At 60.2% G+C, this 26,035-nt stretch carries 25 protein-coding genes and 2 tRNA genes; 16 read left to right on the top strand and 11 right to left on the bottom strand.

The annotated features are described in order from the left end of the window. Positions 1 to 211: 211 nt before the first annotated feature. Positions 212 to 286 (bottom strand) — tRNA-Thr (locus ACE3PP_RS15685). A 453-nt stretch (positions 287 to 739) separates the two neighbouring features. On the opposite strand from ACE3PP_RS15685, the gene ACE3PP_RS15680 reads away from it, so the two are divergent. Continuing rightward, on the top strand, positions 740 to 1,462 hold the full coding sequence (locus ACE3PP_RS15680; protein ID WP_374383944.1) for a hypothetical protein: 723 nt from the start codon (positions 740 to 742) through the stop codon (positions 1,460 to 1,462). 6 nt (positions 1,463 to 1,468) lie between these two features. Here ACE3PP_RS15680 and hutC read toward each other — a convergent pair whose 3' ends face one another. Then, the gene (hutC, locus tag ACE3PP_RS15675) at positions 1,469 to 2,185 is read right to left on the bottom strand and encodes a histidine utilization repressor (protein ID WP_374383942.1); all 717 of its coding nucleotides are present in this window, start codon (positions 2,183 to 2,185) and stop codon (positions 1,469 to 1,471) included. Positions 2,186 to 2,277: 92 nt separating this feature from the next. Between hutC and ACE3PP_RS15670 the strand changes: the two genes are divergently transcribed. Further along, positions 2,278 to 3,639 carry a formimidoylglutamate deiminase gene (locus tag ACE3PP_RS15670; protein WP_374383940.1) on the top strand — a complete coding sequence of 454 codons (1,362 nt, stop codon included), beginning with the start codon at positions 2,278 to 2,280 and terminating at the stop codon, positions 3,637 to 3,639. Positions 3,640 to 3,655: 16 nt separating this feature from the next. Here the strand turns inward: ACE3PP_RS15670 and ACE3PP_RS15665 are convergent, their stop codons facing one another. The 7 genes from ACE3PP_RS15665 to hutU form a co-directional block, all read right to left on the bottom strand. Next, the gene (locus ACE3PP_RS15665) at positions 3,656 to 4,102 is read right to left on the bottom strand and encodes a hypothetical protein (protein ID WP_374383938.1); all 447 of its coding nucleotides are present in this window, start codon (positions 4,100 to 4,102) and stop codon (positions 3,656 to 3,658) included. Between the two features lie 117 nt (positions 4,103 to 4,219). Further along, positions 4,220 to 5,578: a PepSY-associated TM helix domain-containing protein gene (locus ACE3PP_RS15660; RefSeq protein ID WP_374383936.1), complete on the bottom strand. Its 1,359-nt coding sequence runs from the start codon at positions 5,576 to 5,578 to the stop codon at positions 4,220 to 4,222. Between the two features lie 71 nt (positions 5,579 to 5,649). Continuing rightward, entirely contained in the window at positions 5,650 to 6,072 is a 423-nt protein-coding gene (locus ACE3PP_RS15655; RefSeq protein WP_374383934.1) for a hypothetical protein, read from the bottom strand. 52 nt (positions 6,073 to 6,124) lie between these two features. Beyond that, positions 6,125 to 6,913 carry an N-formylglutamate deformylase gene (gene hutG, locus ACE3PP_RS15650; protein WP_374383932.1) on the bottom strand — a complete coding sequence of 263 codons (789 nt, stop codon included), beginning with the start codon at positions 6,911 to 6,913 and terminating at the stop codon, positions 6,125 to 6,127. Further along, positions 6,913 to 7,494: a HutD family protein gene (locus ACE3PP_RS15645; RefSeq protein ID WP_374383931.1), complete on the bottom strand. Its 582-nt coding sequence runs from the start codon at positions 7,492 to 7,494 to the stop codon at positions 6,913 to 6,915. The genes hutG and ACE3PP_RS15645 overlap by 1 nt, the downstream gene beginning before the upstream one ends. After that, positions 7,485 to 8,708, bottom strand: coding sequence for an imidazolonepropionase (gene hutI / locus ACE3PP_RS15640; RefSeq protein WP_374383929.1), 1,224 nt, complete (start codon positions 8,706 to 8,708; stop codon positions 7,485 to 7,487). The genes ACE3PP_RS15645 and hutI overlap by 10 nt, the downstream gene beginning before the upstream one ends. 14 nt (positions 8,709 to 8,722) lie before the next feature. Next, the gene (gene hutU, locus ACE3PP_RS15635; protein WP_374383928.1) at positions 8,723 to 10,399 is read right to left on the bottom strand and encodes a urocanate hydratase; all 1,677 of its coding nucleotides are present in this window, start codon (positions 10,397 to 10,399) and stop codon (positions 8,723 to 8,725) included. A 145-nt stretch (positions 10,400 to 10,544) separates the two neighbouring features. Between hutU and ACE3PP_RS15630 the strand changes: the two genes are divergently transcribed. Together ACE3PP_RS15630 and ACE3PP_RS15625 are read left to right on the top strand one after the other, a co-directional pair. Further along, positions 10,545 to 11,426, top strand: a complete 882-nt coding sequence (locus tag ACE3PP_RS15630) for a DMT family transporter (RefSeq protein WP_374383926.1) — start codon at positions 10,545 to 10,547, stop codon at positions 11,424 to 11,426. Between the two features lie 10 nt (positions 11,427 to 11,436). Further along, on the top strand, positions 11,437 to 11,913 hold the full coding sequence (locus ACE3PP_RS15625; RefSeq protein ID WP_374383924.1) for a 2,4'-dihydroxyacetophenone dioxygenase family protein: 477 nt from the start codon (positions 11,437 to 11,439) through the stop codon (positions 11,911 to 11,913). Here ACE3PP_RS15625 and ACE3PP_RS15620 read toward each other — a convergent pair. Continuing rightward, a complete protein-coding gene (locus ACE3PP_RS15620; protein WP_374383922.1) occupies positions 11,834 to 14,938 on the bottom strand; it encodes an efflux RND transporter permease subunit in 3,105 nt (1,034 codons plus the stop codon). The genes ACE3PP_RS15625 and ACE3PP_RS15620 overlap by 80 nt on opposite strands. Before the next feature lie 12 nt (positions 14,939 to 14,950). Beyond that, on the bottom strand, positions 14,951 to 16,066 hold the full coding sequence (locus ACE3PP_RS15615; protein ID WP_374383920.1) for an efflux RND transporter periplasmic adaptor subunit: 1,116 nt from the start codon (positions 16,064 to 16,066) through the stop codon (positions 14,951 to 14,953). Positions 16,067 to 16,355: 289 nt separating this feature from the next. Here ACE3PP_RS15615 and ACE3PP_RS15610 point away from each other — a divergent pair. From ACE3PP_RS15610 to nuoK, 12 genes are all read left to right on the top strand, one after another. After that, positions 16,356 to 16,432 (top strand) — tRNA-Asp (locus ACE3PP_RS15610). Positions 16,433 to 16,704: 272 nt separating this feature from the next. Continuing rightward, positions 16,705 to 17,070, top strand: a complete 366-nt coding sequence (locus ACE3PP_RS15605; protein WP_374383918.1) for an NADH-quinone oxidoreductase subunit A — start codon at positions 16,705 to 16,707, stop codon at positions 17,068 to 17,070. Positions 17,071 to 17,089: 19 nt separating this feature from the next. Then, positions 17,090 to 17,638 (top strand): NADH-quinone oxidoreductase subunit B family protein, encoded by a 549-nt coding sequence (locus ACE3PP_RS15600; RefSeq protein ID WP_374383916.1) that lies wholly within the window; start codon positions 17,090 to 17,092, stop codon positions 17,636 to 17,638. 49 nt (positions 17,639 to 17,687) lie between these two features. Further along, entirely contained in the window at positions 17,688 to 18,320 is a 633-nt protein-coding gene (locus ACE3PP_RS15595; protein WP_374383914.1) for an NADH-quinone oxidoreductase subunit C, read from the top strand. Then, positions 18,320 to 19,498, top strand: a complete 1,179-nt coding sequence (locus tag ACE3PP_RS15590; protein WP_374383912.1) for an NADH-quinone oxidoreductase subunit D — start codon at positions 18,320 to 18,322, stop codon at positions 19,496 to 19,498. Before ACE3PP_RS15595 ends, ACE3PP_RS15590 begins: the two co-directional genes overlap by 1 nt. Then, positions 19,495 to 20,136, top strand: coding sequence for an NADH-quinone oxidoreductase subunit NuoE (gene nuoE / locus ACE3PP_RS15585; RefSeq protein ID WP_374383910.1), 642 nt, complete (start codon positions 19,495 to 19,497; stop codon positions 20,134 to 20,136). Before ACE3PP_RS15590 ends, nuoE begins: the two co-directional genes overlap by 4 nt. Beyond that, complete coding sequence (gene nuoF / locus ACE3PP_RS15580) at positions 20,136 to 21,419, top strand: NADH-quinone oxidoreductase subunit NuoF (RefSeq protein ID WP_374383908.1); 1,284 nt, start codon at positions 20,136 to 20,138, stop codon at positions 21,417 to 21,419. Before nuoE ends, nuoF begins: the two co-directional genes overlap by 1 nt. A 24-nt stretch (positions 21,420 to 21,443) precedes the next feature. Next, on the top strand, positions 21,444 to 23,510 hold the full coding sequence (gene nuoG / locus ACE3PP_RS15575) for an NADH-quinone oxidoreductase subunit NuoG (protein WP_374383906.1): 2,067 nt from the start codon (positions 21,444 to 21,446) through the stop codon (positions 23,508 to 23,510). Next, positions 23,503 to 24,579: an NADH-quinone oxidoreductase subunit NuoH gene (gene nuoH / locus ACE3PP_RS15570; RefSeq protein ID WP_374383904.1), complete on the top strand. Its 1,077-nt coding sequence runs from the start codon at positions 23,503 to 23,505 to the stop codon at positions 24,577 to 24,579. The genes nuoG and nuoH overlap by 8 nt, the downstream gene beginning before the upstream one ends. A 12-nt stretch (positions 24,580 to 24,591) precedes the next feature. Beyond that, entirely contained in the window at positions 24,592 to 25,080 is a 489-nt protein-coding gene (gene nuoI, locus ACE3PP_RS15565; RefSeq protein ID WP_374383902.1) for an NADH-quinone oxidoreductase subunit NuoI, read from the top strand. A gap of 29 nt (positions 25,081 to 25,109) precedes the next feature. Beyond that, a complete protein-coding gene (locus tag ACE3PP_RS15560; RefSeq protein ID WP_374383900.1) occupies positions 25,110 to 25,727 on the top strand; it encodes an NADH-quinone oxidoreductase subunit J in 618 nt (205 codons plus the stop codon). Then, positions 25,727 to 26,035, top strand: a complete 309-nt coding sequence (gene nuoK / locus ACE3PP_RS15555; protein WP_320500986.1) for an NADH-quinone oxidoreductase subunit NuoK — start codon at positions 25,727 to 25,729, stop codon at positions 26,033 to 26,035. Before ACE3PP_RS15560 ends, nuoK begins: the two co-directional genes overlap by 1 nt.

Raw genomic sequence — 26,035 nt, 5'->3', positions numbered from 1 at the left:
ATCCTGTAGCCGTCTTCAGCTTTTGCGCGACGAGAGCCCGGGGCAGGGCAACCTGCTGTGCGACGAGCTTGTCCGCTAGATCTCGACCGCTTGGACGATCATTTGCTGAAAGAGGTTGGCTCAGCCGCGCCGACGCCGGAACGGAGGCGGCCACACGCTGTTGGCCGCCGCAAAGGGTCCGGTGACTGGTGATTCGGATGACGGGGAGAAATGGTGCCGGCAGAGGGATTTGAACCCCCGACCTTCGGTTTACAAAACCGCTGCACTACCACTGTGCTATGCCGGCGACTTTGATTACTGGTTACTGCCCAATGCGTTATCGCCAAGTGCGTCAGAGCGCAACTCACTGCGACTGCCCATCGGGCCAGGATTGCAAAGTACGGCCCTACATAAACAAGCTTTTCCGAGGAGGGAAGGGCCTTCGACTGGCAAACCGACCTGAGACGCCAGAGAAAATTGGCCGGACAGGCCCTCTGATGAGGGGCCCAGAAACGATTGCGGACGTCCAGTGGGGATGGCACCAGACGTCCGCGGTCTGAAGCGGAGATGGGGACGGTTGGGTGACCCCGCTTCATGGAGAGAAACTAGGGTGTCACGCGTCGGCCGTCTGTGACTGGGGTCACAAAGACTGAAAAGACAGGTTCCTGTCGAGTGACTAGGTGACGCACTCATTGCTTGGCGTGGCGGCGGAATCTCGTTAGGTTCGCCGCCCTGTCCGATTGTCAAAACGGGGTTATCCGTGGCTTACGAGTTCACCGTCAAGCGCTGGTGGCGCAAGTTCAAACGCTATCTGGGCTGGCGGCTGCGCAATCCCTTCGCGCCCTATGAGGACTATTACGTCTATTCGGTGATGAAGAAGATCCGCCACGGTGCAGGTCATCCGGCCATCGGCTCGGCATCCCGGCCCGTGCGCGAGCATACCGAACTTCTCGATTTTCTTAAGAGGTACGGCCTCCAACCAAATGATGTCGCGGTCGACTATGGCTGCGGCTCGTTGCGCCTTGGTGCGGCTGTCATCGATTTTCTGGAGCCCGGCAAGTTCTGGGGCGTCGACATTACTGACGAGTTCTACAAGCTGGGTCTAGAGGCGCGTGATCCAGCATGGGTGCAGCAGAAGAAGCCGAAACTTGGAATTATCAATCCAGAGACCTTGGCCAAAGTGCAGGCAGACAAGCCCCGGTTGATCGGCTCATGGCATGTCTGCTCAAAGGTTCCCGAGGCGCGCCTCGACAGCTATATCGGCAACATCGTGTCGCTGATGTCACCGGGTAGCATTGCCATCATCCATTTCCCCGAGACTGCGGAGCGGCGACAATTGTCGGGTCTGGCCTGGAGCAGCCCGCGTTCGCTGATGGAGAAAGTGGCGCGCCGTCACGCCCCGAATGCAACGATCAGCTTCGATCCGTTGACTGACAAAGAGGTTGATGGCATTCGCCAGACATTGCTCGTCATCCGGACTTGAAGGGTTTCAGGACTTTGGTGCGATCCGGCCACTGAGCCGGTAGCGACTGCCCGGATAGACAAGCCGCACGTGGCTTACGGGTTTGCCAGCCGACCAGGTGCGGCGGGTGAGCTGCAGGCACGGCTCCTGCGCATCGATTTTCAGCAGCTTGCGTTCGGTCGCGTTCGGCAGCACCGCCTCGATGATATGCTCGGCTTCTGAGATGGGCGCGATTGCGGTCAGATAGACATAAGGTGTCTGGCGCGTGAAATCCTGATCGAGATAAGCGGCTGCGTGCCGTGGATCGACATAGCGGTCCTCGATCTGTACCGGCAGCTCATTTTCCCGGTGCAGAAGAAGCGAGTGGAAGACCCTCGTCCCGGGCCTGACGCCAAACGTTGCAGCGACATCGTCCGGCGCTGCTTCGGCCTTCAGGCTGATGACCTCAGCCCGATGCTCGTGGCCGCGCTCGGCAATCTCCTCGGCGATGTTGCGGACTTCGAAGAGGGCGGCCTGTGGCTTGACGTTCGCCACGAATGTCCCGACCCCCTGGACGCGCGTGAGGACGCCCTCAAGCGTCAATTCGCGCAGGGCACGGTTGATGGTCATCCGGCTGACCCCGAACGCCTTGACCAATTCCGCCTCGGATGAGATCCGGTCACCCGCATTCCAAGTACCAGCCGATATGCGGTCGGCGATCATGCGCTTGACGCGCTGATAATGTGGGACGATGTCCTGGTTCATTCGATGTGCGCCCAGATCAATGACCGGACTCGACAGATTTGCCGAAATCCAAGATATATATACATGTATAGACAGCTATTCGGATAGCCCCCATGCCCAAGTCCCTTTTTGCGCCAACAGCGTTGTTGCCCGAAGGTTGGGCACAGAATGTCCTCGTCGAATTCGACCGCAGCGGAATCATCACCAAGGTCCATGTCGGTGCTAGCGCACCTCAGGACGCTGTTCAATGCCAGGGGCCGGTCATCCCGGGAATGCCGAACCTGCATTCGCATGCGTTTCAGCGTGCGATGGCGGGACTCGCCGAGGTGGCGCTCAATCCGGAAGACAGTTTCTGGACATGGCGCGACGTCATGTACCGCCTGGTCGGCCGCCTGACACCGGACCAGGTGGAGGATATCGCACGTTATCTCTATATCGACATGCTGAAGGCCGGTTATACGGCGGTGGCGGAATTCCACTATCTGCACCACGATAGTGATGGCCGGCCTTACGCGGACCCGGCGGAAATGTCTCGGCGTGTCTTGCGCGCTGCCGAGCGAGCCGGCATCGGCATGACGCTGCTGCCTGTCCTCTATGCTCATGGAGGCTTCGGGGGAAGGCCGCCAAGTGACGGGCAAAAGCGTTTCATCCATTCGACCGACGGCTATCTCAAATTGCAGGAGACCCTTGCCAAAGATTGCCAGGGGCCAGGGCGGAGGCTCGGTTTCTGCTTTCACTCGCTGCGCGCGGTGACGCTGGAGCAGATCAAAGAAGTACTCGGCAGCAGTGCAGACGACCGCCCCGTTCATGTCCACATCGCCGAGCAGCAGAAAGAAGTCGACGATTGCCTGGCCTGGAGTGCGCTGCGACCGATTGAATGGCTCTACGACAATGTTGCCGTCGACGGCCGTTGGTGCCTCATTCATGCAACGCACGCGGAAGCCAATGAAGTGACTGCCATGGTGACGAGCGGCGCGGTGGCGGGCCTTTGTCCGACCACCGAGGCCAATCTCGGCGACGGACTGTTTCCGGCCGTGGACTTCGCGGCTGCGGGTGGCCGGTTTGGGATCGGGTCCGACAGTCACGTCTCGTTGAGTGTCGTTGAAGAACTGCGATGGCTGGAATATGGCCAGCGGCTGAAGCATGAGCGGCGCAATCGCCTTCATGATGCCAACAAACATGTGGCGGGCTATCTCTATCGGTCGGCGCTCGCCGGTGGCGCGCAGGCTCTGGGGCAGAATATGGGGCGCATTTCCGTGGGAAGCCGAGCCGATCTGGTCGTGCTGGATGGCCAGCACCCGCTGCTGGCGCATGTCGAGAAGGACGACATCTTGGGGCGTTGGCTTTTCGCCGGCCTCAACCGCATGGTGAAGGATGTGATGGTCGGCGGCGATTGGGTCGTGCAGGATGGTCGGCATGCCGATGAGATCGAGGCAGGTCGCGCCTTTGCTGCCGCCGTGAAGGCTGCAATCTAACCTTAGCTTCAAGCGGCTATAGCAGCTGCATTTCAAATCCGGCGGGCGCATCCGACCGGGCAATCTCGCCGAAGACAAGTCCGCCATAGATGAGATTCGGTGCGACGAAGCAGGCAACGCCCTCGACAAAGCGGGGGACCTTGTCGCGGATGGAGACGATCTGGCGCATCCAGATGGGCTTGTGCTCAGCGGCACAGCGGTGAAAACCGGCAAGGACGTCGGCACTATAGGGGCCGTGGAGAAACTCCTCCAGATCGTGACCACGCAGGTTCCGCTCGAATGCCCGATCGAGCGCCGTCCCGGTTAGACGGACGCGCAGATGAGAACCTGCAGCCGAATCCGGATGCAACTCGAGGATAAAGAGGTGCGGCAACACCTGTGGTGGAACTGCGAGCGGATCGAATGCCCCGACACCCTTGAGGCGTAGAAGCGCATCGGCGATCTGTTGCAGAATGGGATGCATCAAGGTTCTCCGATCGAACCGACGCCATGATCATCCCACGAACAAAACGGCCGTGCCAAGATCAGAGACCTTGCGTGGCAGCCGACCTCGGCTTTTCAGCCGAGGTCGGTGTCAGTCCTATGCCTGTTGAGTCTTTAATCCCTTCAGGAAAAGAAAATCGAACGCCAGCGCAACCAGGATGGAGGCGCCCGTCAGCGGAAAGAGAAGGCCAAGGGCGGCGACGATAGCGATAACACCTTTCGCCAGGCGATAGCTCGGTATCGTGCGCGGAGCACCGAGGCTGCCTTTGGGACGTCGCTGCCACCACATGACAATAGCCGAGACGGACATCAGGATGATGGCCAGGCATGCGGCCAGCATGACCAGCTGATTGACCCGGCCGAATTGCTGCCCCATATGCACGCTGACACCCCATTCGATCGCTTGACCGACCGGACCCAAATCCTTGAAGCCGGCGTCGAAGAGAACTTTCCCGCTGTATTGGTCGAGGTGGATGATCCGCTCCAGCGCAATTTCATCGGGATAGACGGAGGCCGAAAAGACGCCCTCCGGACTCTGCGGCAGATCGACAACATAGCCGGGTTGGATTCCAAGCTTATCGAAAGTCGCGACGGCCTGGTCGATGCTGAAAGCCGGGGCTCCCGTCGGCGTCGATTCCGGCATCGGCGCCTGTTCCATCGTCCAGTTGATCTGGCTCATCGCATCTTGCATCGGCACGGTCGAGACGGGGATGTCGTCCCAGTAACCGGTCGGATAGCCGAGCCCAGCCTGGTTGGCATAGGTGTTGACCTTGTCACCCCAGAAGCCCGACCAGGGGAGGCCGGTCACAGCCAGGAAGAGGATGACCAATCCAGTGTAGATCCCGGTCACGGCGTGCAGATCCCGCCAGAATGGCCGCCGCCGCGTCCCTTGTCGGATTTTGAAGGTACCAACATCGCGCCCGCGTGGGAGCCACAGATAGATGCCCGTGATGACCAGAATGATGGCCCATCCGGCCACGATTTCTATCACGCGGTTGGCGACCCAGCCGAAATATTCGAGGCTGTGGATCTTGCGCACCAACTTCATGAACGGGGTCCCCGCAAAGCCCGCATCGCCGAGAGTGCCCAGGACGGTGCCGTCATATGGATTCACATAGACCCGTTCTTTGCCGGCCTCGGACTTTACCGTCACGATGGCTGCGGAATCGGCGCTGGAAGGTGGTACATAGGTTGACGGCTTGCCCGGATGGCTCGCCAAGGCGTTCTCGACGATCACCGATGGCAACAGCATCTCCTGCGGCTGCGCGGCAACCTGCAGGTAAGAACCGTAGAAGGCGTTGTTGATCTCATCTTTGAGGAGATAGATCCCGCCGGTCACGGCCAGCATGATCATGAAGGGAATGACCAAGAGGCCCGCGTAAAAGTGCCAGCGCCAGATGGTCCGATAGAGTGGCGGCAGCGTCAGCGCCGCCGCCTCCCGAGTTGGAAGTGACATGAAAAATCCCTCGATTTAGGCCGCGCGAAGAACCCGCCCGGCCATTGCGACTGATGGAAGTGTGGCTTCGGTTAGGTCAGTCGAACCGGAGGGGCGCGATTGGCGAGGTCTGAGGGAAAGCGAGACGCCGGCAGAATGTGCGGCGTGGCAATGGCGCGCGGAGCCGGGGCGGAGCAGGGTGCAACCGGCATGAAGATGGGCGCTGGCGGCTGCGGCAGCGCAATCTGCCCGCCGATCCCGATGCAGGCAGTCTTGCAGTTGAAGCAATCACGATCGCTGGCAGGACTGCCAGGCGCTTGCTTGGTCGGCGTGGAAACGGCGCCGTCGGCGCACAAACTGACGAGGCCGAGTGCCTGCTGCTCGGCCATTGCAAACGCATGGGTGCTGGCCAGCGCCGTGCCCAGAACCGATTGCAGCAACAGGGCATAGGCGAGCGCCAACGTCCGGAGGACCGGGCGGTTGAAGGCAATCAGCGATGGTCGCGTGCGGCGCATGGGCTTCTTTTACGCGGCCGAGCGCTAAGCGGCAAGGGTGGCGCTGCGGCGATCAGGCGGGGCGCCAGCGGGCCAGGGTCTCGACAAACCGCGACAAAGGCTCCTGTACGCGCGTGGCGAGGTGGGGTTGATAGTCGAAAGGCGCCTCTTCGCGCATATAGGTGCGCTGTGCCAGTTCAAGCTGAACCGCGTGGATACCATTCGCCGGTTCACCATAGTGGCGCGTGATATAGCCACCCTTGAAGCGACCATTGACGACCCGTTCGTATCCCGGCACGTCGCACGCCGCGGCCAGCGCCGTCTCAAGTTCGGCCGCGCAGCTCTTGCCGTCGTTCGTGCCGATGTTGAAATCGGGCAATTCACCACTGAACAAGCGGGGAATGAAGCCTTTGATCGAATGGGCGTCGAACAGAACGGCATAGCCATGCGTGCTCTTGATCCGCGCCAGTTCGGCGCCGAGACGATTGTGGTAGGGCTCCCAAATCTCCGTTAGGGCCCGCGTCCTGACCCCATCGCCGGGCGCAGCACCTTGCCGGAACAAGGGTTGGCCGTCGAAAAGGATATCCGGGTACAGGCCGGTCGTCGCCGTCGCGTAGAGCGGTTTGTCGTCCGAGGGGCGATTGAGATCGATGTTGAAGCGCGACCAGCGCGCGACCAACAAGCCAGCGCCCAAAGTGCGCGCAAAATCATAGAGGCGCGGCAGATGCCAGTCGGTATCACAAAGGCCCTGCGCTTCCGGCGTGAGGCCATCTTCGACTTCCGGCAGCAACTCCGTGCCGACATGTGGCATGCTGATGAGAAGTGGGCTCGTCCCTGGGATGAAGTCGTAGGCCTGCAGCATTACCCATGTGCTTTCAGTGAAATGACCACCAGCCGTGCTTTGGGGCTGAGGACAGTGAGTTTCGTCAGCGCTGTCGTCTCACTGTCGAGGCGCAGCGTATCAGCTTCGGACATGGTGTGCCCAGCGACCGACACGCTGCCTTCCAAGAGGTGCAGCAGCACAAGCGGTGCGACGGCGAGGGTCAGGTTCTGCCCCTCGACAAATTGGAAGCCGTTGACGGAGGCGGCGCCCCATTCATGCCGCACCATGACGTTGAAATCCTGGATAGGGCCGTCGACCAGACGGCAATCCGTTTTCCATTCACCTTTGAAGGAATGCGGTTGAAGCGGTTTTGAGAGGACGACCGGTGGTGCACTGTCGCCAAAACTCAGGACCATGCCATGCCCTTTCACCAGCATGATCGTCCGGTCGATGCCGTTGAACGCCGAGAAGGGGCCCGAGGTCGCCACATCTGCAATCGACAGGCGCCAATTGAAGCCGCCATCGGGGGCCGGGTCCTGTAGCAATTCCAGTGTCGACCCGCCGCCATTCTTCCACGGCATGCGCTTGTAGTCCGCAGGACCCAAGGCAGTTACGCGCATTTCTTTACCCACGTACCGTTCTGAATAATGCCGCTGCAGGGATTGCTGCCGAACCAATAGCTGAGTTCCGCCGGCCGTTCGACCGACCAGATCGCGATATCCGCATTCATGCCCGCCTGCAATTGGCCATGCGTCTTCTGCAGGCCGAGCGCTCTGGCCGCGTGCCGGGTCGCCCCGGCCAGCACTTCCTCCGGCGTCATGCGGAAGAAGGTCGTAGCCATGCTGAGCATCAGCAGCAACGACAATGTCGGCGAAGTACCGGGGTTGTGGTCGGTCGAAATGGCAATCGGCACCCCGGCCTTGCGGAAGGCATCGACCGGCGGCAGTTTGGTTTCGCGCAGCGCATAGAAGGCGCCGGGCAGCAGTACGGCAACAGCCCCGGATTTCGCCATGGCGGCGATGCCGTCATCGCTGACATATTCCAGATGGTCGCAGGAGAGTGCGCCGAATTCGCTCGCAAGCTGCGTCCCGCCTTGGTCCGAGAGTTGCTCGGCATGAAGTTTCACTGGCAGGCCGAGGCGCTTGGCGGTCTCGAACACTCTGCGAGTCTGCGCGGTGGAGAAGGCGATTTTTTCGCAGAAGGCATCGACGGCATCGGCAAGACCTTCCCGCGCGATTGTGGGGAGAATCTCGTTGCAGACTTTATCGATATAACCGTCGCTATTGCCGGCGAATTCGGGCGGCAAGGCATGGGCTGCCAGACAGGTGGTGCGGATAGTGACCGGGTGTATCTCGCCCAGGCGCCGTGCTGCCGCCAGCTGCTTACGTTCATTCTCAAGGTCGAGGCCGTAGCCTGATTTGATTTCGATTGTCGTGACACCTTCCGCCGTGATCTCGGCAAGGCGTCGGGCGGCGCTGGCCGCCAGGCTGTCGATCCCGGCGGCACGCGTCGCCTTCACAGTTGAGGCGATGCCGCCGCCGGCCTTGGCGATCTCCTCGTAGGTGGCGCCTTTGAGGCGAAGTTCGAATTCGGCCGCCCGATCGCCGCCATAGACGAGATGCGTATGACAATCGATAAGGCCGGGACTGACCCAGCGCCCGCCGAGGCGTACATGCTCTTTCGCATTACCGGTAGGAAGGTCGCTTAGCGCCCCGACCCAGGCAATCTTGCCGTCCTTCAGAGCGATCACGGCATCTTCGATCGCACCATAGGGATTGCCGTTCTCCGACATGGTGGCGGCACGGCAATCGGTCAGCAGGATATCCCAGGTCATTTGCGTGCCGTGGTTTACTTGTTCAGCATCGGCAGATTTAGCCCTTGCTCGCGGGCACATTCAATGGCCGTTTCATAGCCCGCATCGGCGTGGCGCATAACACCAGTGCCGGGATCATTCGTCAGCACATTGCGCAGACGCTTATCCGCATCTTCCGATCCATCGCACAACACAACCATGCCCGAATGTTGCGAGAAACCGATGCCGACGCCGCCGCCATGATGCAGGCTGACCCAGGTGGCGCCTGATGCCGTGTTGAGTAGGGCGTTGAGAAGCGGCCAGTCGGAGACCGCGTCCGACCCGTCGCGCATCCCCTCCGTTTCGCGGTTGGGGCTGGACACGGAACCAGAATCAAGGTGGTCGCGGCCGATGACGATCGGCGCCTTCAACTCGCCCTTACGCACCATCTCGTTGAAGGCGAGGCCAAGACGCATGCGTTGGCCCAAACCCACCCAGCAGATGCGCGCGGGCAGGCCCTGGAACTTGATACGGCTACCGGCCATGTCGAGCCCGTTGTGGAGGTGCTTATCGTCCGGGATCAGTTCCTTAACCTTGGCATCGGTCTTGTAGATGTCTTCAGGATCGCCAGAGAGCGCCACCCAGCGGAACGGACCGACGCCGCGGCAGAAGAGGGGGCGGATATAGGCCGGGACGAAGCCCGGGAAATCGAAGGCGTTGGCGACACCCACTTCTTTGGCCATTTGGCGGATGTTGTTGCCGTAATCAAAGGTGGGGATGCCCATCTTGTGGAAGTCGAGCATCGCGCGAACCTGGATCGCCATCGATTCCTTGGCGGCCTTCACGACAGCTGCGGGGTCCTTCTGGCGCATTTCGGCGGCCTTGGCGAGGCTCCAGCCGGCGGGGAGATAGCCGTTCAGCGGGTCATGGGCACTGGTCTGATCGGTGACCATGTCGGGACGGATGCCGCGCTTCACGATCTCCGGGAAAATCTCGGCAGCGTTGCCGAGGAGGCCGATGGAGATTGCCTTGCCGTCCTTCTTCGCCTTTTCCAGGATGGCAAGGGCCTCGTCGAGCGAATTGGCTTTCACGTCGACATAGCGCGTTTCAAGCCGCTTCTCGATACGGGAAGGTTCGCATTCGACAGCGATCATCGATGCGCCTGCCATAGTTGCGGCCAGCGTCTGCGCGCCGCCCATGCCGCCGAGGCCACCGGTAAGGATCCAGCGTCCCTTGAGATTGCCGCCGTAATGTTGGCGGCCGGCTTCGACGAAAGTCTCGTAGGTTCCCTGCACGATGCCCTGGCTGCCGATGTAGATCCACGATCCGGCCGTCATCTGCCCGTACATCATCAGGCCCTTGGCATCGAGCTCGCGGAAATGCTCCCAGGTTGCCCAATGCGGCACGAGGTTGGAGTTGGCAAGCAGTACGCGCGGCGCGTTTTCATGGGTGCGAAAGACACCAACAGGCTTCCCGGACTGGATCAGGAGAGTCTCGTCCCCTTCCATCTTCTTCAGCGTTTCGACGATTTTGTCGAAGCAGGCCCAATTGCGCGCGGCCTTGCCGATGCCGCCATAAACCACTAGTTCGCCCGGATTCTCGGCCACTTCTGGATCGAGATTGTTCATGAGCATCCGCAAGGGAGCTTCCGTCGCCCAGGATTTGGCATTGAGTCCGGTACCACGGGGAGCACGAATGACGCGCTGGTTGCTGGACGTGACGGAAGCGTTCATGGAGCAGACCTCTGTTGGGCAACTTGTATAGACAGGTATGGACAATATCATCGTGCCTGAGGGCAGGCAAGTGTTGCGCGTTCTTATGGCGGCGCAGCCAAAGCCTCTGTAAGCTTATTTCTTAACAGGGGTAGGCGGGGGCGGAATGTCTAATGAAATGAAGGGCGTACTGCTGGCGATCGGCGCTACGGTCGGCTGGAGCCTGAGCGGCGTCTTCATTCGTTTCGTCCCAGAGATCGATGCCTGGACCTTCAATGCCTATCGCGGTGCCAGCATGAGCGGGGCGTTGCTCCTGTGGATGCTGCTGCGCTATCGCGGCGAGACCCTTTCGCATTTTCGCCAAGCGACTTTGGTGCCGTTGATTGCCACGGCTGGTTTTTTCGGCATCGGATCTTCGCTCTATATCCTGGCCATGCAGAAGGCGAGCGTGGCCGCCGTCTCTTGTGTCGCGGCCACGTCGCCGCTCTTTGCCGCGCTCCTGGCCTGGGTATGGCTGCGGGAGCGGACGCGACTTATCGTCTTTGCCGCCATTTTCATTGCTCTTGGTGGTGTGGCGATCGTCGCCTTCGGTGAAAGCGGGGCCTCTCTCTCCGGACTTGAAGGCGCGCTGATCGCGCTGCTGGTGGCTCTCTGCTTTGCGGGCCAAAGCGTCACTTTGCGCCGCTATCACTCCGTCGAAATGGCACCATCACTCATCGTCGGCGGCATCGGAATCTTCGTCGTGGTCTCCCTGACCCAGGGTTTGGCACCGATCAGCCTGCAGCAATTCTTGACCTTGGCGGCAATGGGCACGGTGCAATTGGCGCTGCCGCTGGTCCTCTACATGCGAGGTGCGCGCTATGTGCCCGCTGTTCAGATGGTTCTGATTTCGTTGGCCGACGCATTTCTGAACCCTTTCTGGGTCTGGCTCGTACATGGCGAAGTCCCTGAAACCAGCGTATTCTTGGGCGGCGCCTTGATCCTAGGTGCGATCGCTGCCGTTACTTTGCGCCGCGCCGCGCCCGACACGACCATGCCAGCAACTTGAAAGCGAGCCCATGAAGTTCGACAGCGTCAATGTGATGAGTGAAATCGTTCAGCATGTCTCTGAAGACGATCCGCTATGGGTTCCGCTGACCGATCAGGTGCAGTTGCGGCCATTGATGTTCGATTGTTCGAATGGCGCGTGGTCGAACCTCTTGAAGGTGACGCCGGGAGGTAGCCTCGCTTGCCACTATCACACGGCACCCGTACATGCCTTTGTGGTCGCAGGCGCATGGCGTTATCTGGAACATGATTGGGTCGCCGATACCGGCAGCTTCATCTATGAGCCGCCGGGAGAGGTGCATACGCTGGTCTCAGACGAGAAGCGGGGCATGACAACCTTTTTCGTCACGCGCGGCTCGCTGATCTACACCGATGCTGCCGGTAAACAGATCGGCTATGAAGATGTCTTCACCCGGCTTGCACGGTTCCGTGAGCATTTGGCGAGTCAGGGGCTGGATCAGACAATTGCTGATCAATTGATTCGCTGAACTTGGCGGCGATCAGCGTGTAGGCGACGGGTACCACGAACAACGTGAAAAAGCTGCCGAAGGTCAGGCCGCCGACGATGACCCAGCCGATGGCTTGGCGCGATTCAGCGCCGGCGCCTTCGGCATAGGCGAGCGGTATTGTGCCCAGGACCATGGCGCCTGTCGTCATCAGGATGGGACGCAGGCGCAAGACAGCGGATTCAATCACTGCCTGCTCAAGGTCAAGACCGGTCGCGCGTCGTTGATTGGCGAATTCGACGATCAAGATGCCGTGCTTGGTGATAAGGCCGATCAGAGTTACGAGGCCAATCTGGCTATAGACATTGAGCGTCCCGCTGGTGAGGCTCATCGCCAGCAGCGCACCTGTCATGGCAAGCGGCACCGTCAGCATGATGATGAAGGGGTCCCGGAAACTCTCGAATTGGGCTGAGAGGACCAGATAAATGAACGCCAAGGCCAAGATGAAAACGGTCAGGCCGCTCTGGCTGGAAGCCCGCAGTTCACGCGATTGGCCGGCATAATCGACCTGCATATTCGCCGGCAGGGTGCGGTCCGCAATCTCCTGCAGAGCATTGATGGCGTCGCCGGATGTATATCCGGGGCCAGCATTGGCCGAAATCGTCGCTGCACGCAACTGGTTCCAGCGGTTGAGGTCCTTTGGCGAAACCGTCTCGCGCAGGCTGACGAGATTGGAAAGTGGCACCATGCTGCCGCCGGCCGCGCGCATATAGATCAGCTTGGCCTGATCGGGCGTTGAGCGAGACCGGTCATCGACTTTGACGACAACGTCATATTGGCGACCGTCACGCTTGAAGCGCGTTACGTCTCGACCGGCAAGCAGAGACTCGATCGTCGTCCCGATGCGCTCCACATTGATACCGAGATCGGCCGCTTTGTCGCGATCGACGGAAAGGCGAATCTCTGGTTTGGACAGTTTGAGGTCGGAGTCGGGGTTGGCAAGGCGTGGGTCGTCACGTGCCGTATCCAGGATGGATTGAACGACTTCATCCAATTCTTCGTAGCTTCCGGTGCTGAGTACCACTAGTTCAGCCGCCTTGGTGTTGGGGCTTTGTCCAAGAGACGGTGGGACATTGGCAAAGACGTTGACGCCGGGCAACTGAGTCAATGGGGCGCGCAGGGATGCAGCGATCTCCTTCGACGATCTATCACGTTCATCCCACGGCTTCAGGCGTAACGGTGCCATGGCTTGCGATGGACTCTGGTTGCCGGCAACCGTGAAATAGGAGCGCAGTTCCGGTACCGTGGCGAAAATGCTCTCCATCTTTCTAACATAGCTCGACGTGTATTCGATGGTGGCGCCTTCAGGCCCGGTGACGGAGGCAAAAAGGATGCCGCGATCCTCCACCGGGGTCAGTTCGTGTTTCAGTCCCGAGAACAGCCAGACCGCGGAAGTCGCCACCAGCAGAACGACGATGACGACAAGCCAGCGCACGGCCATGCAGGCGCGCAGGGTAGCGGCATACGCGCGGGTCAAGCGGTCAAGCAGGAACTCAATGGCGCCGTAGATCGGGCCGTGCTTTTCATGTTCGCGGTCGGGGAGAATCTTGGCGCACATCATCGGTGATAGGGTGAGTGCCACGAAACCGGAAACGAGTACGGCGCCTGCCAGTGTCAAAGCGAACTCGGTGAAGAGCTTGCCGGTGCGGCCACTCTGTAGCGCCACTGGCACATAGACCGCAGCCAACGTGATGGTCATGGCCAGTACTGCGAACGCGATTTCGCGACTGCCGACAAGTGCCGCACGAAGGGGGGAGAGGCCCTCTTCGATGTGACGGTGGATATTTTCCAGCATGACAATCGCGTCATCGACTACCAGGCCGATGGCCAGAACGAAGGACAGCATGGTGAGCGTGTTGAGGCTGAAGCCGAGCGCGTACATGATGGCGCAAGCGCCGATCAGAGACAGTGGGATTGTCACAAGAGGAATGAGCGTCGCACGGAACGAACGCAGGAAGAAGATGATGACCAGGAGGACCAGTACGACCGCTTCGACGATGGCGCGGTAGACATTGTCAATCGACGTCTGGATGAAGGTCGATGAATCGTAGGCCATTTCCAGTTTCATGCCGGACGGCAAGCTCGCCTGGATGGCAGGAAGATTGGCGCGAATCCCGGCGGAGACATCGAGCGGGTTCGCAGTCGATTGCTTGATGATGCCGAGCGACACGCCCGTTTGGCCATTGATGCGCGTGCGTATCGTGTCGTCATATGCGCCGAGCTCCACGTCCGCTACGTCACCAAGCCGTACCAGCGCCTGTTCGGATTTCTTGACGATAATGGCGGCAAATTCCTCTGGCGTGGAGACGCCGGTGTCGGAAAGAACCGAGAATTCCCGCGCTTTGCTTTCGATCGTGCCGGCCGGCATTTCGACGTTCTGGCCGCGCAATGCGTCTTCCACGTCCTGAACGGTCAAGCGATAGGCGGCAAGACGTTCGGGTTTCAGCCAGACGCGCATGGCCGGCTTGCGTTCACCGAAGATGCGGACTTCGGAGATGCCTGAAAGTGTCTGCAGCTTATTCTTCACAAATCGATCGACGTAATCGGATATTTGCAGCGATGAGTCGACATCGCTGGTGAACGCCATCCAGATGATCGGTTGGGCGTCCGCCTCGACCTTGGCGATGACCGGTTCCTCGACATCGTCCGGCAACTTGCCGCGTGCCCGCGAAACTCGATCTCGCACGTCTGCTGCTGCGGAATCGATGTCACGGCTTGGTCGGAAAGTGATGCTGATGCGCGATGATTCGGCGCGGCTTGCTGATTTGATGAAGTCGATGCCTTCGATACCGGAGAGGCTTTCTTCCAGTTCCTGCGTGACCTGCAGCTCCATGATTTCGGCAGAAGCGCCACGGAAGGTCGTCGAAACGCTGACGACCGGCTCGTCGATGTCGGGATACTCGCGCACCGTCAGGCGTTGATATGCGATGATGCCGATCAGCAGAACGACAAGATTGATGACGGTGGCGAAGACGGGGCGGCGGATGCACAGCTCGGGAAGGCGCATATCCGAACTCTCCTAGGGCTGGGCAATCGAAACATCAGCGCCTGGGCGCAGCTTGATCTGGCCGTCAGTGACCACAGTCTCGCCGGCGGAAAGGCCTTCAACGATCTGCACTTGACCCGCCTGACGGAGTCCCGTTTTCACCGGTTTCATGACGGCTTTGTTGTCTTCGACTGTATAGACGAAGACACGGTCGCCGCGTGCGACGAGGGCTTGCTCTGGAACGACGACGGCATCGGCAATTCGGCCCGCATCGATCTCGACTTCGATGAACAAACCGGGTTTGAGGCGGCTTTCAGAATTGGCGATCTCGGCACGTACTGAAACTGCGCGAGCTGCAGCGTCCAGCTGTGGATCGATGGCTAGAATGCGACCGGTGAAAGTTTCGCCCGGAAAAGCATCTGTCGAGATGATGACCGGTGTGTCTTGTTTGAGAACAGCCAGCTCCGTCTGCGGAACTGCGAAATCGACGTAAAGAGGATCGATGCGGCTCAGTGTAAAGATTGCCTGGCCGGCTGACAGATACTCGCCCACGCTGACTTGGCGTAAGCCGAGCGCGCCACTGAAGGGGGCCGTAATTCGGGCCTTGGCGAGATTCGCTTGAGCAAGATTGAGGGCCGCTTCAGCCACCCCCAATTCCGATGCAGCCTCATCGACTGCTTTCGGTGTTCCGGCACCTTTGGCCATCAGGCTTGTCGCGCGCTCCGAATTGGCCTTCCAGAGTTTACGTTTCGCGTCTGCTTCCGCCACTTGCGCTTCGTAGATTGACGTGTCGAGCTGGGCGAGCAGATCGCCCTTGTTGACTTGGTCGCCCTGGGCGTCGGAAACGCTGACGAGGCGGCCGGGGATCTCGGGGCTGATCGTTACTGTATTTGAGGCGGTGAGTGTGCCCACCGAGCGGGACTGCCGAATTAGCGTCTGACTTTCCGCCTTGGCCACATAGACCGACACTGGCGCGTTTCTTTGGCTACCGCTGGGATTGGGAGCAGCAGCGGATGAAGGCAGCAGCCCGGCCGGCAAAAGGTCGGCGGGCAAATAGTCCCGCCCCCAATAGATCGTGCCGGCGAGAGCGGCGAGAATGATCAGCGCGAGTAGGCGAGGGGCGTGGGATTTTTTGTGCCGCTTGGTCATCTTGTCACTAGAGTGTCCGAATCAGGGGGGCTCGGTTGCACGGCGAAGGCATTTGGCGCTGGGATTGCGTGGCGTGAGCCAAACTGGCTGTCGATTTTAGGCAGCCCGTATTTCACGTATGATGGCGACAAATCCTGCGCGGAATCAGCATAGAACGAAATCATGGCAAAGTGTTGCACCGCATCGGAAGAATTCGCTGCCGATGCGTGTTGACAGGGGATGCGGCATTGAAGTACATGCTGCCCCGCCGAACAGACGAGGCCGGTTACCGGCTTCGATCCTGTCTTGCGCGGGTGTAGCTCAGTTGGTTAGAGCGCCGGCCTGTCACGCCGGAGGCCGCGGGTTCAAGTCCCGTCACTCGCGCCATTTTCCTTTACAAAAAATGATCTGAATCAAGATATTAGGTCCTGTTGGGGACTTAATTCACGCTGCGTTTTGGTGGTTTTTGCCCTTCCTTGGCTGCGTTAACCTCTTTATAGTGAGGCCGCCCGGAGTCGTGCCAGTAAGCGCGATCAGGGTCTTTTGCGCTGCGAAAAATTGGCGTAAAGGACGCTGTCTGCGGGCAAAGAGGTCGGCCAGCCGGTTCTCAGCGGGCTGAATCGGCCAAAGTAGGGTGATGGAGCGTAGGAAAAGCCGGGATGGACGACCTACTTAAAGAATATCTGCCGATCCTGATTTTCTTGCTGATCGCTACGGCGCTCACGCTGGTGATGGTCACCGCATCGTTGATCGCCGGCAAGCAGAACCCGGATTCCGAGAAGCTCTCGCCTTACGAATGCGGTTTCGAGGCGTTCGACGATGCCCGCCGTCAATTCGATGTGCGCTTTTATCTGGTTTCCATTCTTTTCATCATCTTCGATCTGGAAGTTGCCTTCCTCTTCCCTTGGGCGGTTTCGCTGGGGAACATCGGCGTTTTCGGCTTCTGGTCGATGATCATTTTCCTTGGCGTCCTCACCGTAGGGTTCATCTACGAGTGGAAAAAGGGCGCCCTTGAGTGGGAATAAGGGGAGCGGGAGTAAGCCAATGAGCCAGCCCCAATCAGTGCCAGCCAGCGGAATTCTGCGACCCGGGTCGGCGCAGGACCAAGTGCTGACGCAGGTCACCAACGAACTGCAGGACAAAGGCTTCGTCATCGCACAGATGGACAAGCTGGTGAACTGGGCGCGAACCGGTTCGCTGTGGCCGATGACCTTCGGCCTGGCCTGCTGCGCCGTCGAAATGATGCACGCCTATATGGCGCGCTACGATCTCGACCGGTTCGGCGTCGTGCCGCGAGGGAGCCCCCGCCAGTCCGACGTCATGATCGTCGCAGGGACGCTCACCAACAAGATGGCCCCGGCCCTGCGCAAGGTCTACGACCAGATGGCCGAGCCGCGCTGGGTCATCTCCATGGGCTCCTGCGCCAATGGCGGCGGCTACTACCACTATTCATATTCGGTCGTGCGCGGCTGCGATCGCATCGTGCCGGTGGATGTCTATGTTCCGGGCTGCCCGCCGACGGCTGAGGCGCTGGTCTATGGCATCCTGCAACTGCAGAAGAAGATCCGACGTACCACGACGATTGCGCGCTGACAGCGCATCGACCGGCGCGTACTAGGGGAAGGGTAGGGATAACACCATCATGACGGACGTCTATCGCGAGCTCGGCGAATATATCGCCGCCGCCCTCGGGGATGCGGTGCTGCGCACTGAAGTGGCCCTGGGCGAATTGATGGTTTATGTGCCGGCCGCACGGATTGAGCGGGTGCTCGGTTTCCTGCGCGACGATGCAAATTGCCAATTCAAGATGCTGATCGACGTCTGCGGCGTCGACTATCCGGAACGGGCGGATCGCTTTGACGTGGTCTACAATCTGCTGAGCCTCAGCCTCAATCGCCGCTGCCGCGTGAAGGTCGCAATCGGCGAAGACGATTCGGTTCCCAGCGTTGTCGGCGTTCACCCGTCCGCGGCTTGGTTCGAGCGCGAAGCCTATGACCTTTACGGCATTTTCTTTGACGGCAATCCGGACCTGCGGCGCATCCTCACCGATTACGGTTTCGAGGGGCATCCGTTCCGCAAGGATTTCCCGCTCACCGGCTATGTCGAGGTTCGCTATGACGAAGCGCTGAAGCGCGTCGTCTATGAACCGGTCAAACTTCAGCAGGAATTCCGATCGTTCGACTTCCTGTCGCCTTGGGAAGGCATGCTACAGCCGCGCCCCGTTCTGCCGGGTGACGAGAAAGCTGGGGAAGCCCCGGCTGGGAAGACAAACTGATGGCCGAAACCCATATCAAACCAATGACCATGAACTTTGGGCCGCAGCATCCGGCGGCCCACGGTGTGTTGCGTATGGTCATGGAAATGGATGGCGAAATCGTGCGCCGCGTCGATCCGCATATCGGCCTGCTGCATCGCGGCACCGAGAAGCTGATCGAGTACAAGACCTATACGCAGGCCATTCCCTATTTCGATCGCCTCGATTACGTGAGCCCGATGTGCCAGGAGCATGCTTTCGTGCTCGCCGTCGAGAAGCTCCTTGGGCTCGAAGTGCCGATCCGCGGCCAGTATATCCGCGTCATGTTCGACGAGGTGACGCGCATCCTCAATCACCTGCTGAACATCCCGGCCTATGCGATGGACGTGGGCGCGGTAACGCCGTTCCTGTGGGTGTTCGAGCAGCGCGAATTGCTGATGGAATTCTACGAGCGCGTTTCGGGTGCGCGCCTGCACGCGGCTTACTACCGGCCGGGTGGCGTTCATCAGGATCTGCCGGCCGGTCTGCTCGAAGACCTTTGGGCCTGGAGTGAGAAGTTTCCGAAGATCGTCGACGATATGGAAGGGCTTCTCACTGAGAACCGCATCTTCAAGCAGCGTCTGGTCGATGTCTGCCCGGTCTCGGCCGAGGATGCGATTGCCTGGGGCTTCACTGGCCCGGTGCTGCGTGCTTCGGGCGTGCCGTGGGATTTGCGCAAATCGCAGCCCTATCTCGTCTACGACAAGATGGATTTCGATATTCCCGTCGGGAAGCACGGCGATTGCTACGATCGCTATCTGGTGCGTGTCGCCGAGATGCGCGAGAGCCTCAAGATCGTGCGTCAGTGCATCAAGGAAATGCCGGGTGGCCCCGCCACGTCGACCGATCACAAGGTGACGCCGCCCAAGCGCGGTGAGATGAAGCATTCGATGGAAGCGCTGATCCATCACTTCAAGCTTTATACCGAGGGCTATCACGTGCCCGCCGGCGAGACTTACACGGCAGTCGAAGCGCCCAAGGGCGAATTCGGCGTCTATCTGGTCTCCGATGGCAGCAACAAGCCGCATCGCTGCAAGATCCGGGCGCCGGGCTTCCCGCATCTCGCGGCTATGGATTTCCTCTGCAAGGGCTACATGCTGGCGGATTCGGTGGCGATCCTCGGCTCCCTCGACATTGTGTTCGGTGAGATCGACAGATGAGTGCACACGCAAACACCGATGTGGTTCAGCCGACCAACTTCGCCTTCAATGCTGAGAATTTGGAGAAGGCGAAGAAGATCATCGCGCGCTACCCGGAAGGGCGTCAGCCGTCCGCGGTGATGCCGCTGCTCGATCTGGCGCAGCGCCAGGAAGGCTGGGTTTCACGCGTGGCGATGGACGTCATCGCTGGCATGCTCGACATGGCGCCGATCCGCGTCTACGAGGTCGCGACCTTCTACACGATGTACAACCTGCAGCCAGTCGGTAAGCACCTCATCCAAGTCTGCCGCACGACCCCGTGCTGGCTGCGTGGTTCCGACAAGCTCACCGATTATCTGCAAAAGCGCCTTGGCGTCGGCATGAAGGAAGTGACCAAGGACGGTCTCTTCTCGATGATGGAAGTCGAATGCCTTGGCGCCTGCTGCAATGCGCCGATGGTGCAGATCAATGACGATTTCTACGAAGACCTGACGCCGGAAACGCTCGGCAAGGTCCTCGACGAACTGGCTGCTGGCCGTAAGCCGCAGACCGGTCCACAGAACGGCCGCCGCGCTTCGATGGCAGAGGGTGGGCCGACGATCTTGCAGGAGATTCCGATCTCCTACGACATGACGCGCGATCTGGCGGGAGGTAAGTGATGCTCCAGGACAAGGATCGCATCTTTAAGAACATCTATTGCCAGGATGATTGGCGCCTCGCCGGGGCTCGCCGTCGCGGCATCTGGGATAACACCAAGGCCTTGCTGGAAGTCGGCCCCGACAAGATCGTCGACGAGATCAAGGCATCGGAATTGCGCGGCCGCGGTGGTGCCGGTTTCCCGACCGGCATGAAGTGGTCCTTCATGCCCAAGCAGTCGGATGGTCGTCCGTCCTACCTCGTGGTCAATGCCGATGAATCCGAGCCCGGTACCTGCAAGGATCGCGAGATTCTGCGCTTCGATCCGCACATGCTGATCGAAGGCTGCCTCATCGCTGGCTTCGCCATGCGCTGCAAGGCGGCCTACATCTATATTCGCGGTGAGTTCTATCAGGAGGCGATGCACGTCCAGGCGGCGATCGACGAAGCCTATGACGCCGGCCTCATCGGCAAGAACGCCTCTGGTTCCGGCTATGATTTCGACGTCTACCTGCATCGCGGTGCCGGCGCCTATATTTGCGGCGAAGAATCCGCGCTGATCGAAAGCCTGGAGGGCAAGAAGGGCCAGCCGCGCCTGAAACCGCCGTTTCCAGCGGCCTGCGGTCTCTACGGTTGCCCGACCACGGTCAACAATGTGGAGACCATCGCTGTCACACCGACAATTCTGCGACGCGGTGCATCCTGGTTCGCCGGTCTCGGTCGGCCGAAGAATGTCGGCACGAAGCTCTTCTGCGTGTCGGGCCATGTGAACAAGCCCTGCAATGTCGAAGAAGAAATGGGCATTCCGCTGCGGGAGCTGATCGACAAGCATTGCGGTGGCGTGCGCGGCGGCTGGGACAATCTGCTGGCGGTCATTCCCGGCGGTTCGTCGGTGCCGATGCTGCCCAAGCATATCTGCGACGATATCCTGATGGATTTTGACTCGCTTCGTGCGGTTCAGTCCGGCCTTGGCACGGCGGCCGTCATTGTCATGGACAAGTCGACCGACCTTATCGAGGCGATCACGCGCTTTGCGCATTTCTACATGCATGAGAGCTGCGGCCAGTGCACGCCGTGCCGCGAAGGTACAGGGTGGATGTTCCGCATCATGACCCGCTTCGTGAAGGGTGATGCCGATCCGTCCGAGATCGACATGCTGTTGGAAATCTCTAAGCAGATCGAAGGTCACACCATCTGCGCGCTGGGCGATGCGGCGGCGTGGCCGATTCAGGGTTTGATGCGTCATTTCCGTCCGGTGGTCGAGCAGCGCATGCGCGATTTCCGTGGCCGCCAGGCGGCCGAGTAGGGCTGGGGAGTAGGGATCTAGATCATGCCGAAGATGACCATCGACGGGATTGAGATCGAGGTGCCGGCGGGCATTACCGTCCTGCAGGCCTGCGAACTCGCCGGCAAGGAAATCCCCCGTTTCTGCTATCACGAGCGCCTGTCGGTCGCCGGCAATTGCCGCATGTGCCTGGTCGAGCAGGAGAAGGCGCCGAAGCCCGTGGCGAGCTGCGCCATGCCCGTCGCCGAAGGCATGGTGATCAAGACCGATAGCCCGCTGGTCCAGAAGGCCCGCAAGGGTGTCATGGAGTTTCTGCTGATCAACCATCCGCTCGATTGCCCGATCTGCGATCAGGGCGGCGAATGCGATCTGCAGGATCAAGCGATGGCCTTCGGCAAGAGCTTCTCCCGGTACAATGAGGAAAAGCGCGCCGTCACCGACAAGGATTTCGGCCCGCTGGTCCGCACCGAGATGACGCGTTGCATCCAATGCACGCGGTGCATTCGCTTTTCGACCGAAGTGGCCGGCGTCGAAGTGCTCGGCGCCGTCGCTCGCGGCGAGCACATGGAAGTCACGACCTATGTCGAGAAAGGCATCGCGTCAGAGCTCTCCGGCAACCTGATCGATCTCTGCCCGGTCGGCGCGCTGACCTCGAAGCCTTATGCGTTCACGGCACGTCCGTGGGAACTCGCCAAGACGGAATCTGTCGACGTGTCGGATGCCGTCGGCGTCAATATTCGCATCGATAGCCGCGGCCGCGAAGTGCTGCGCGTCTTGCCGCGCCTCAACGAGGACGTGAACGAAGAATGGCTCGCCGACAAAGGCCGTTTCTGGGTTGACGGATTGAAGCGCCAGCGCCTGGATCGCCCGTTCCTGCGCGAGAATGGCAAGCTGCGCCCCGCAACTTGGAACGAGGCCTTTGCGGCGATTTCTGCCAAGGTCAAAGGCATCGATGGCAAGCGAATCGCTGCCATCGCTGGCGATCAATGCGATGCCGAGAGCATGTTCGCCCTCAAGGAACTGATGACGGCATTGGGTTCGCCCAACATCGATTGCCGCCAGGATGGATCGGCGGCCGATGCGAGCGTTCGCGCCTCTTACCTTTTCAACAGCACGATCGCGGGCATCGATAAAGCCGACGTAATCCTGCTCATTGGCACCAATCCGCGTTGGGAAGCGCCTGTCCTCAATGCTCGTATCCGCAAGCGTCATCTGAAGGGCGGCCTGAAAGTCGCGAGTGTCGGCGGTGTCGGCGAACTCACCTATCCGGTCGATATGCTGGGTGCCGGCGGCGAAACGCTGAGCCAACTCGCGAGCGGCGGCCATTCCTTTGCTGAAGTCCTAAAGAATGCCAAGGCGCCGATGATCATCGTGGGCCAAGGCGTGCTAGCGCGTCCCGACGGTTCAGCCGTGCTGGGTCTCGCCAAGAAGCTTGCTGACGCAGCCAACGTGGTGCGCGACGGCTGGAACGGTTTCAACGTGCTTCAGACGGCGGCCTCCCGTGTCGCTGGTCTCGAACTTAGGTTCGTACCGCAGAGTGGCGGCCGCGATGTCGCCGGCATTCTCGATGGGGCCCAAAAGGGCGAGGTCGAGGTGGTCTATTTGCTCGGTGCGGATGAGATCGATACCAACCGCCTCGGCAAGGCGTTCGTGATCTATCAGGGCCATCATGGAGACCGTGGTGCGCATCGCGCCGACGTGATCCTGCCGGGAGCCGCCTATACCGAAAAGGACGGCACCTATATGAACCTTGAAGGGCGCGCCCAGCTCGGCCGTTTGGCCGTGTTCCCACCGGGCGATGCCAAGGCGGATTGGAGCATCCTGCGGGCGCTTTCCGAAGTGATCGGCAAGAAGCTCGGTTATGACAGCCTCGAGCAGCTCCGCCGCAAGCTCTATCAGGCGAACCCGCGCTTCCAGCGCCTCGGCGCGATCGAACCGGCTGCATGGGCCGCATTCGGCGGGCAGGGCGAAATTGGTCGCGATCACTTCCGCTCTTCGATCAGCAATTACTATATGACCGACCCGATCAGCCGCGCCTCGGCGACGATGGCGCAGTGCACGGAACGCTTCGTGCCAACGGCTGCCGGCGGAAAGACGGGCACCCATGGCTGAGTTCTTTACAACGACCTTCGGTACCTATCTCGGCACCACGATCTTCACGGTGCTGATGATCCTTTGCATCATCGTGCCGTTGCTGCTGGCCGTTGCCTATCTGACCTTGGCGGAACGCAAGATCATGGCGGCGATGCAGATCCGTCGTGGCCCGAACGTGGTCGGCCCTTTCGGTCTGCTGCAACCGATCGCCGACGGCGTCAAACTCCTGTTCAAGGACACGATCATCCCGTCGGGCGCCAACCGTGTTGCCTTCGTCGTGGCCCCAATGATCACCTTTATCCTGTCCCTCGTTTCCTGGGCGGTGATCCCCTTCGATGACGGCGTGGTCCTGGCCGACCTCAATGTCGGCATTCTCTATCTCTTTGCCATCTCCTCCTTGGGCGTCTACGGCATTGTGCTCGCCGGTTGGGCTTCGAACTCGAAGTATCCGTTCCTGGGTGCGCTGCGCTCGGCGGCGCAGATGGTTTCCTACGAAGTCTCGATCGGCTTCGTGTTGGTGACTGTGCTGCTTTGCGTGGGTTCACTCAACCTCAACGACATCGTGAAGGCGCAGGCCACTGTCTGGTTCTGCATCCCTCTGCTGCCGATGTTCGTCGTCTTCTATATTTCCGGTCTCGCCGAGACCAACCGTCCGCCCTTCGATCTGCCGGAAGCGGAATCGGAGTTGGTTGCCGGTTACTTCTCGGAATATTCGGCTTTCACGTTCGCACTCTTCTTCCTCGGCGAATACGCCAACATCTGGATGATGAGCGCCATGACCTCGATCCTGTTCTTGGGTGGCTGGCAGGCGCCGTTCAACGTGGCCCCATTCACTTGGGTCCCGGGCTTCATCTGGTTCGCCCTCAAGGCCAGCTTCATCGCCGCCAGCTTTGTCTGGGTTCGTGCGACCTTCCCGCGCTATCGCTATGACCAGTTGATGCGCCTGGGTTGGAAGGTCTTCCTGCCGCTCTCTTTGATCATGGTGATCCTGACTGCAGGTGTGCTTGTCGCAACCGACAGCCTGCCGAAAAAGGGCGCCGTTCTGCCAGCTGCCGCGGTCGAAGAGACCGCGCCGGCCAGCAATTGAGGAATTGGGACCATGTCAGCCATCAGCCGCACGCTTAATAGCTTCCTCCTCAAGGAACTCGTTTCAGGCATGGCGCTTACCTTCTCCTATCTCTTCAAGGAAAAGGTGACGATCAACTATCCCTACGAGAAGGGGCCGATCAGCCCGCGTTTCCGTGGTGAGCATGCTTTGCGTCGCTATGCCAATGGCGAGGAACGCTGCATCGCCTGCAAGCTGTGCGAGGCGATCTGCCCGGCACAGGCCATCACCATCGAAGCCGAGCCGCGCGACGACGGCAGCCGCCGCACCACGCGCTACGACATCGACATGACGAAGTGCATCTATTGCGGCTTCTGCCAGGAGGCTTGCCCGGTGGATGCCATCGTCGAGGGTCCGAATTTCGAGTTTGCCACCGAGACGCATGAGGAGCTCCTCTACAACAAGGAGAAGCTGCTGCGGAACGGCGAGCGCTGGGAAGCCGAGATCGCCGGCAATATCGCCGCCGATGCGCCCTATCGCTGACGCCGGATAGGGTGGGGGAGAGACGTTAGATGATCGTGCAGACCATCGCCTTCTATGTATTCGCCGCAGTGGCCGTGATTTCGGCCTTGCTGGTCGTCGGGAACCGCAACCCGGTCTATTCGGTGCTGTTCCTGATCCTGACCTTCTTCAATGTCGCGGCCTTGTTCGTCCTCATCGGCGCCGAGTTCCTGGCCATGATGCTGGTCGTCGTTTATGTCGGCGCCGTTGCGGTGCTGTTCCTCTTCGTCGTTATGATGCTCGACATCAATTTCGTCGAGTTGCGCCAGGGCTTCGTGCGCTATCTGCCGATCGGCGCCGTGGTCGGCGTTATTCTCGCCGCCGAACTTGTATTCGTAATGACCGGTACGGGGCTCGGCACTGCCACCGCCGGCGCACCGACGCCACCGATCGACCAGGTAAGCAATACCGAGGCGCTCGGAAACATCATGTACACCCAGTATTTCTACCTGTTCCAGGTCGCCGGCCTCGTGCTGCTGGTGGCGATGATGGGGGCTATCGTGCTGACCCACCGCGAGCGCGAAGGTGTGCGCCGCCAGCGCATCGCCGCCCAGGTCGACCGGACGCGCGCTTCGGTCCAACTGACCAAGGTCAAGACCGGCGAAGGCGCCACGGGAGGTGTCAAATGATGACGATCGGCCTTGAGCACTACCTGACCCTGTCGGCAATCCTCTTCACGATCGGCATCTTCGGCATCTTCCTCAACCGCAAGAACGTCATCATCATCCTGATGTCGGTCGAGCTGATGCTGCTCTCGGTGAACGTCAACATGGTCGCTTTCTCGCATTATCTGAACGACATGGTCGGGCAGGTCTTTGCGATGCTGATCCTCACCGTCGCTGCTGCCGAAGCTGCGATCGGTCTCGCCATCCTGGTGGTCTTCTTCCGTACTCGCGGCTCGATCGCCGTCGAGGACGTCAACGTGATGAAGGGCTGA

It is taken from the genome of Dongia sp. (assembly GCF_041910485.1).
Classification (GTDB): Bacteria; Pseudomonadota; Alphaproteobacteria; order Dongiales; family Dongiaceae; genus Dongia.
Note: the sequence above shows the minus strand (reverse complement) of the source record. Positions and strands in the feature narration are given on the sequence as shown.

Coding starts and splice junctions, on each gene's coding strand:
- ACE3PP_RS15595 (WP_374383914.1), top strand. CDS start 17,688: ATGACGGACGTCTATCGCGAGCTCGGCGAATATATCGCCGCCGCCCTC.
- hutU (WP_374383928.1), bottom strand. CDS start 10,399: ATGAACGCTTCCGTCACGTCCAGCAACCAGCGCGTCATTCGTGCTCCC.
- nuoI (WP_374383902.1), top strand. CDS start 24,592: ATGTCAGCCATCAGCCGCACGCTTAATAGCTTCCTCCTCAAGGAACTC.
- ACE3PP_RS15620 (WP_374383922.1), bottom strand. CDS start 14,938: ATGCGCCTTCCCGAGCTGTGCATCCGCCGCCCCGTCTTCGCCACCGTC.
- ACE3PP_RS15630 (WP_374383926.1), top strand. CDS start 10,545: ATGTCTAATGAAATGAAGGGCGTACTGCTGGCGATCGGCGCTACGGTC.
- ACE3PP_RS15670 (WP_374383940.1), top strand. CDS start 2,278: ATGCCCAAGTCCCTTTTTGCGCCAACAGCGTTGTTGCCCGAAGGTTGG.
- ACE3PP_RS15590 (WP_374383912.1), top strand. CDS start 18,320: ATGGCCGAAACCCATATCAAACCAATGACCATGAACTTTGGGCCGCAG.
- nuoE (WP_374383910.1), top strand. CDS start 19,495: ATGAGTGCACACGCAAACACCGATGTGGTTCAGCCGACCAACTTCGCC.
- hutI (WP_374383929.1), bottom strand. CDS start 8,708: ATGACCTGGGATATCCTGCTGACCGATTGCCGTGCCGCCACCATGTCG.
- ACE3PP_RS15605 (WP_374383918.1), top strand. CDS start 16,705: ATGGACGACCTACTTAAAGAATATCTGCCGATCCTGATTTTCTTGCTG.
- ACE3PP_RS15600 (WP_374383916.1), top strand. CDS start 17,090: ATGAGCCAGCCCCAATCAGTGCCAGCCAGCGGAATTCTGCGACCCGGG.
- nuoF (WP_374383908.1), top strand. CDS start 20,136: ATGCTCCAGGACAAGGATCGCATCTTTAAGAACATCTATTGCCAGGAT.
- ACE3PP_RS15655 (WP_374383934.1), bottom strand. CDS start 6,072: ATGCGCCGCACGCGACCATCGCTGATTGCCTTCAACCGCCCGGTCCTC.
- nuoG (WP_374383906.1), top strand. CDS start 21,444: ATGCCGAAGATGACCATCGACGGGATTGAGATCGAGGTGCCGGCGGGC.
- ACE3PP_RS15625 (WP_374383924.1), top strand. CDS start 11,437: ATGAAGTTCGACAGCGTCAATGTGATGAGTGAAATCGTTCAGCATGTC.
- ACE3PP_RS15560 (WP_374383900.1), top strand. CDS start 25,110: ATGATCGTGCAGACCATCGCCTTCTATGTATTCGCCGCAGTGGCCGTG.
- ACE3PP_RS15665 (WP_374383938.1), bottom strand. CDS start 4,102: ATGCATCCCATTCTGCAACAGATCGCCGATGCGCTTCTACGCCTCAAG.
- ACE3PP_RS15660 (WP_374383936.1), bottom strand. CDS start 5,578: ATGTCACTTCCAACTCGGGAGGCGGCGGCGCTGACGCTGCCGCCACTC.
- nuoH (WP_374383904.1), top strand. CDS start 23,503: ATGGCTGAGTTCTTTACAACGACCTTCGGTACCTATCTCGGCACCACG.
- nuoK (WP_320500986.1), top strand. CDS start 25,727: ATGACGATCGGCCTTGAGCACTACCTGACCCTGTCGGCAATCCTCTTC.
- ACE3PP_RS15615 (WP_374383920.1), bottom strand. CDS start 16,066: ATGACCAAGCGGCACAAAAAATCCCACGCCCCTCGCCTACTCGCGCTG.
- hutG (WP_374383932.1), bottom strand. CDS start 6,913: ATGCTGCAGGCCTACGACTTCATCCCAGGGACGAGCCCACTTCTCATC.
- hutC (WP_374383942.1), bottom strand. CDS start 2,185: ATGAACCAGGACATCGTCCCACATTATCAGCGCGTCAAGCGCATGATC.
- ACE3PP_RS15645 (WP_374383931.1), bottom strand. CDS start 7,494: ATGCGCGTAACTGCCTTGGGTCCTGCGGACTACAAGCGCATGCCGTGG.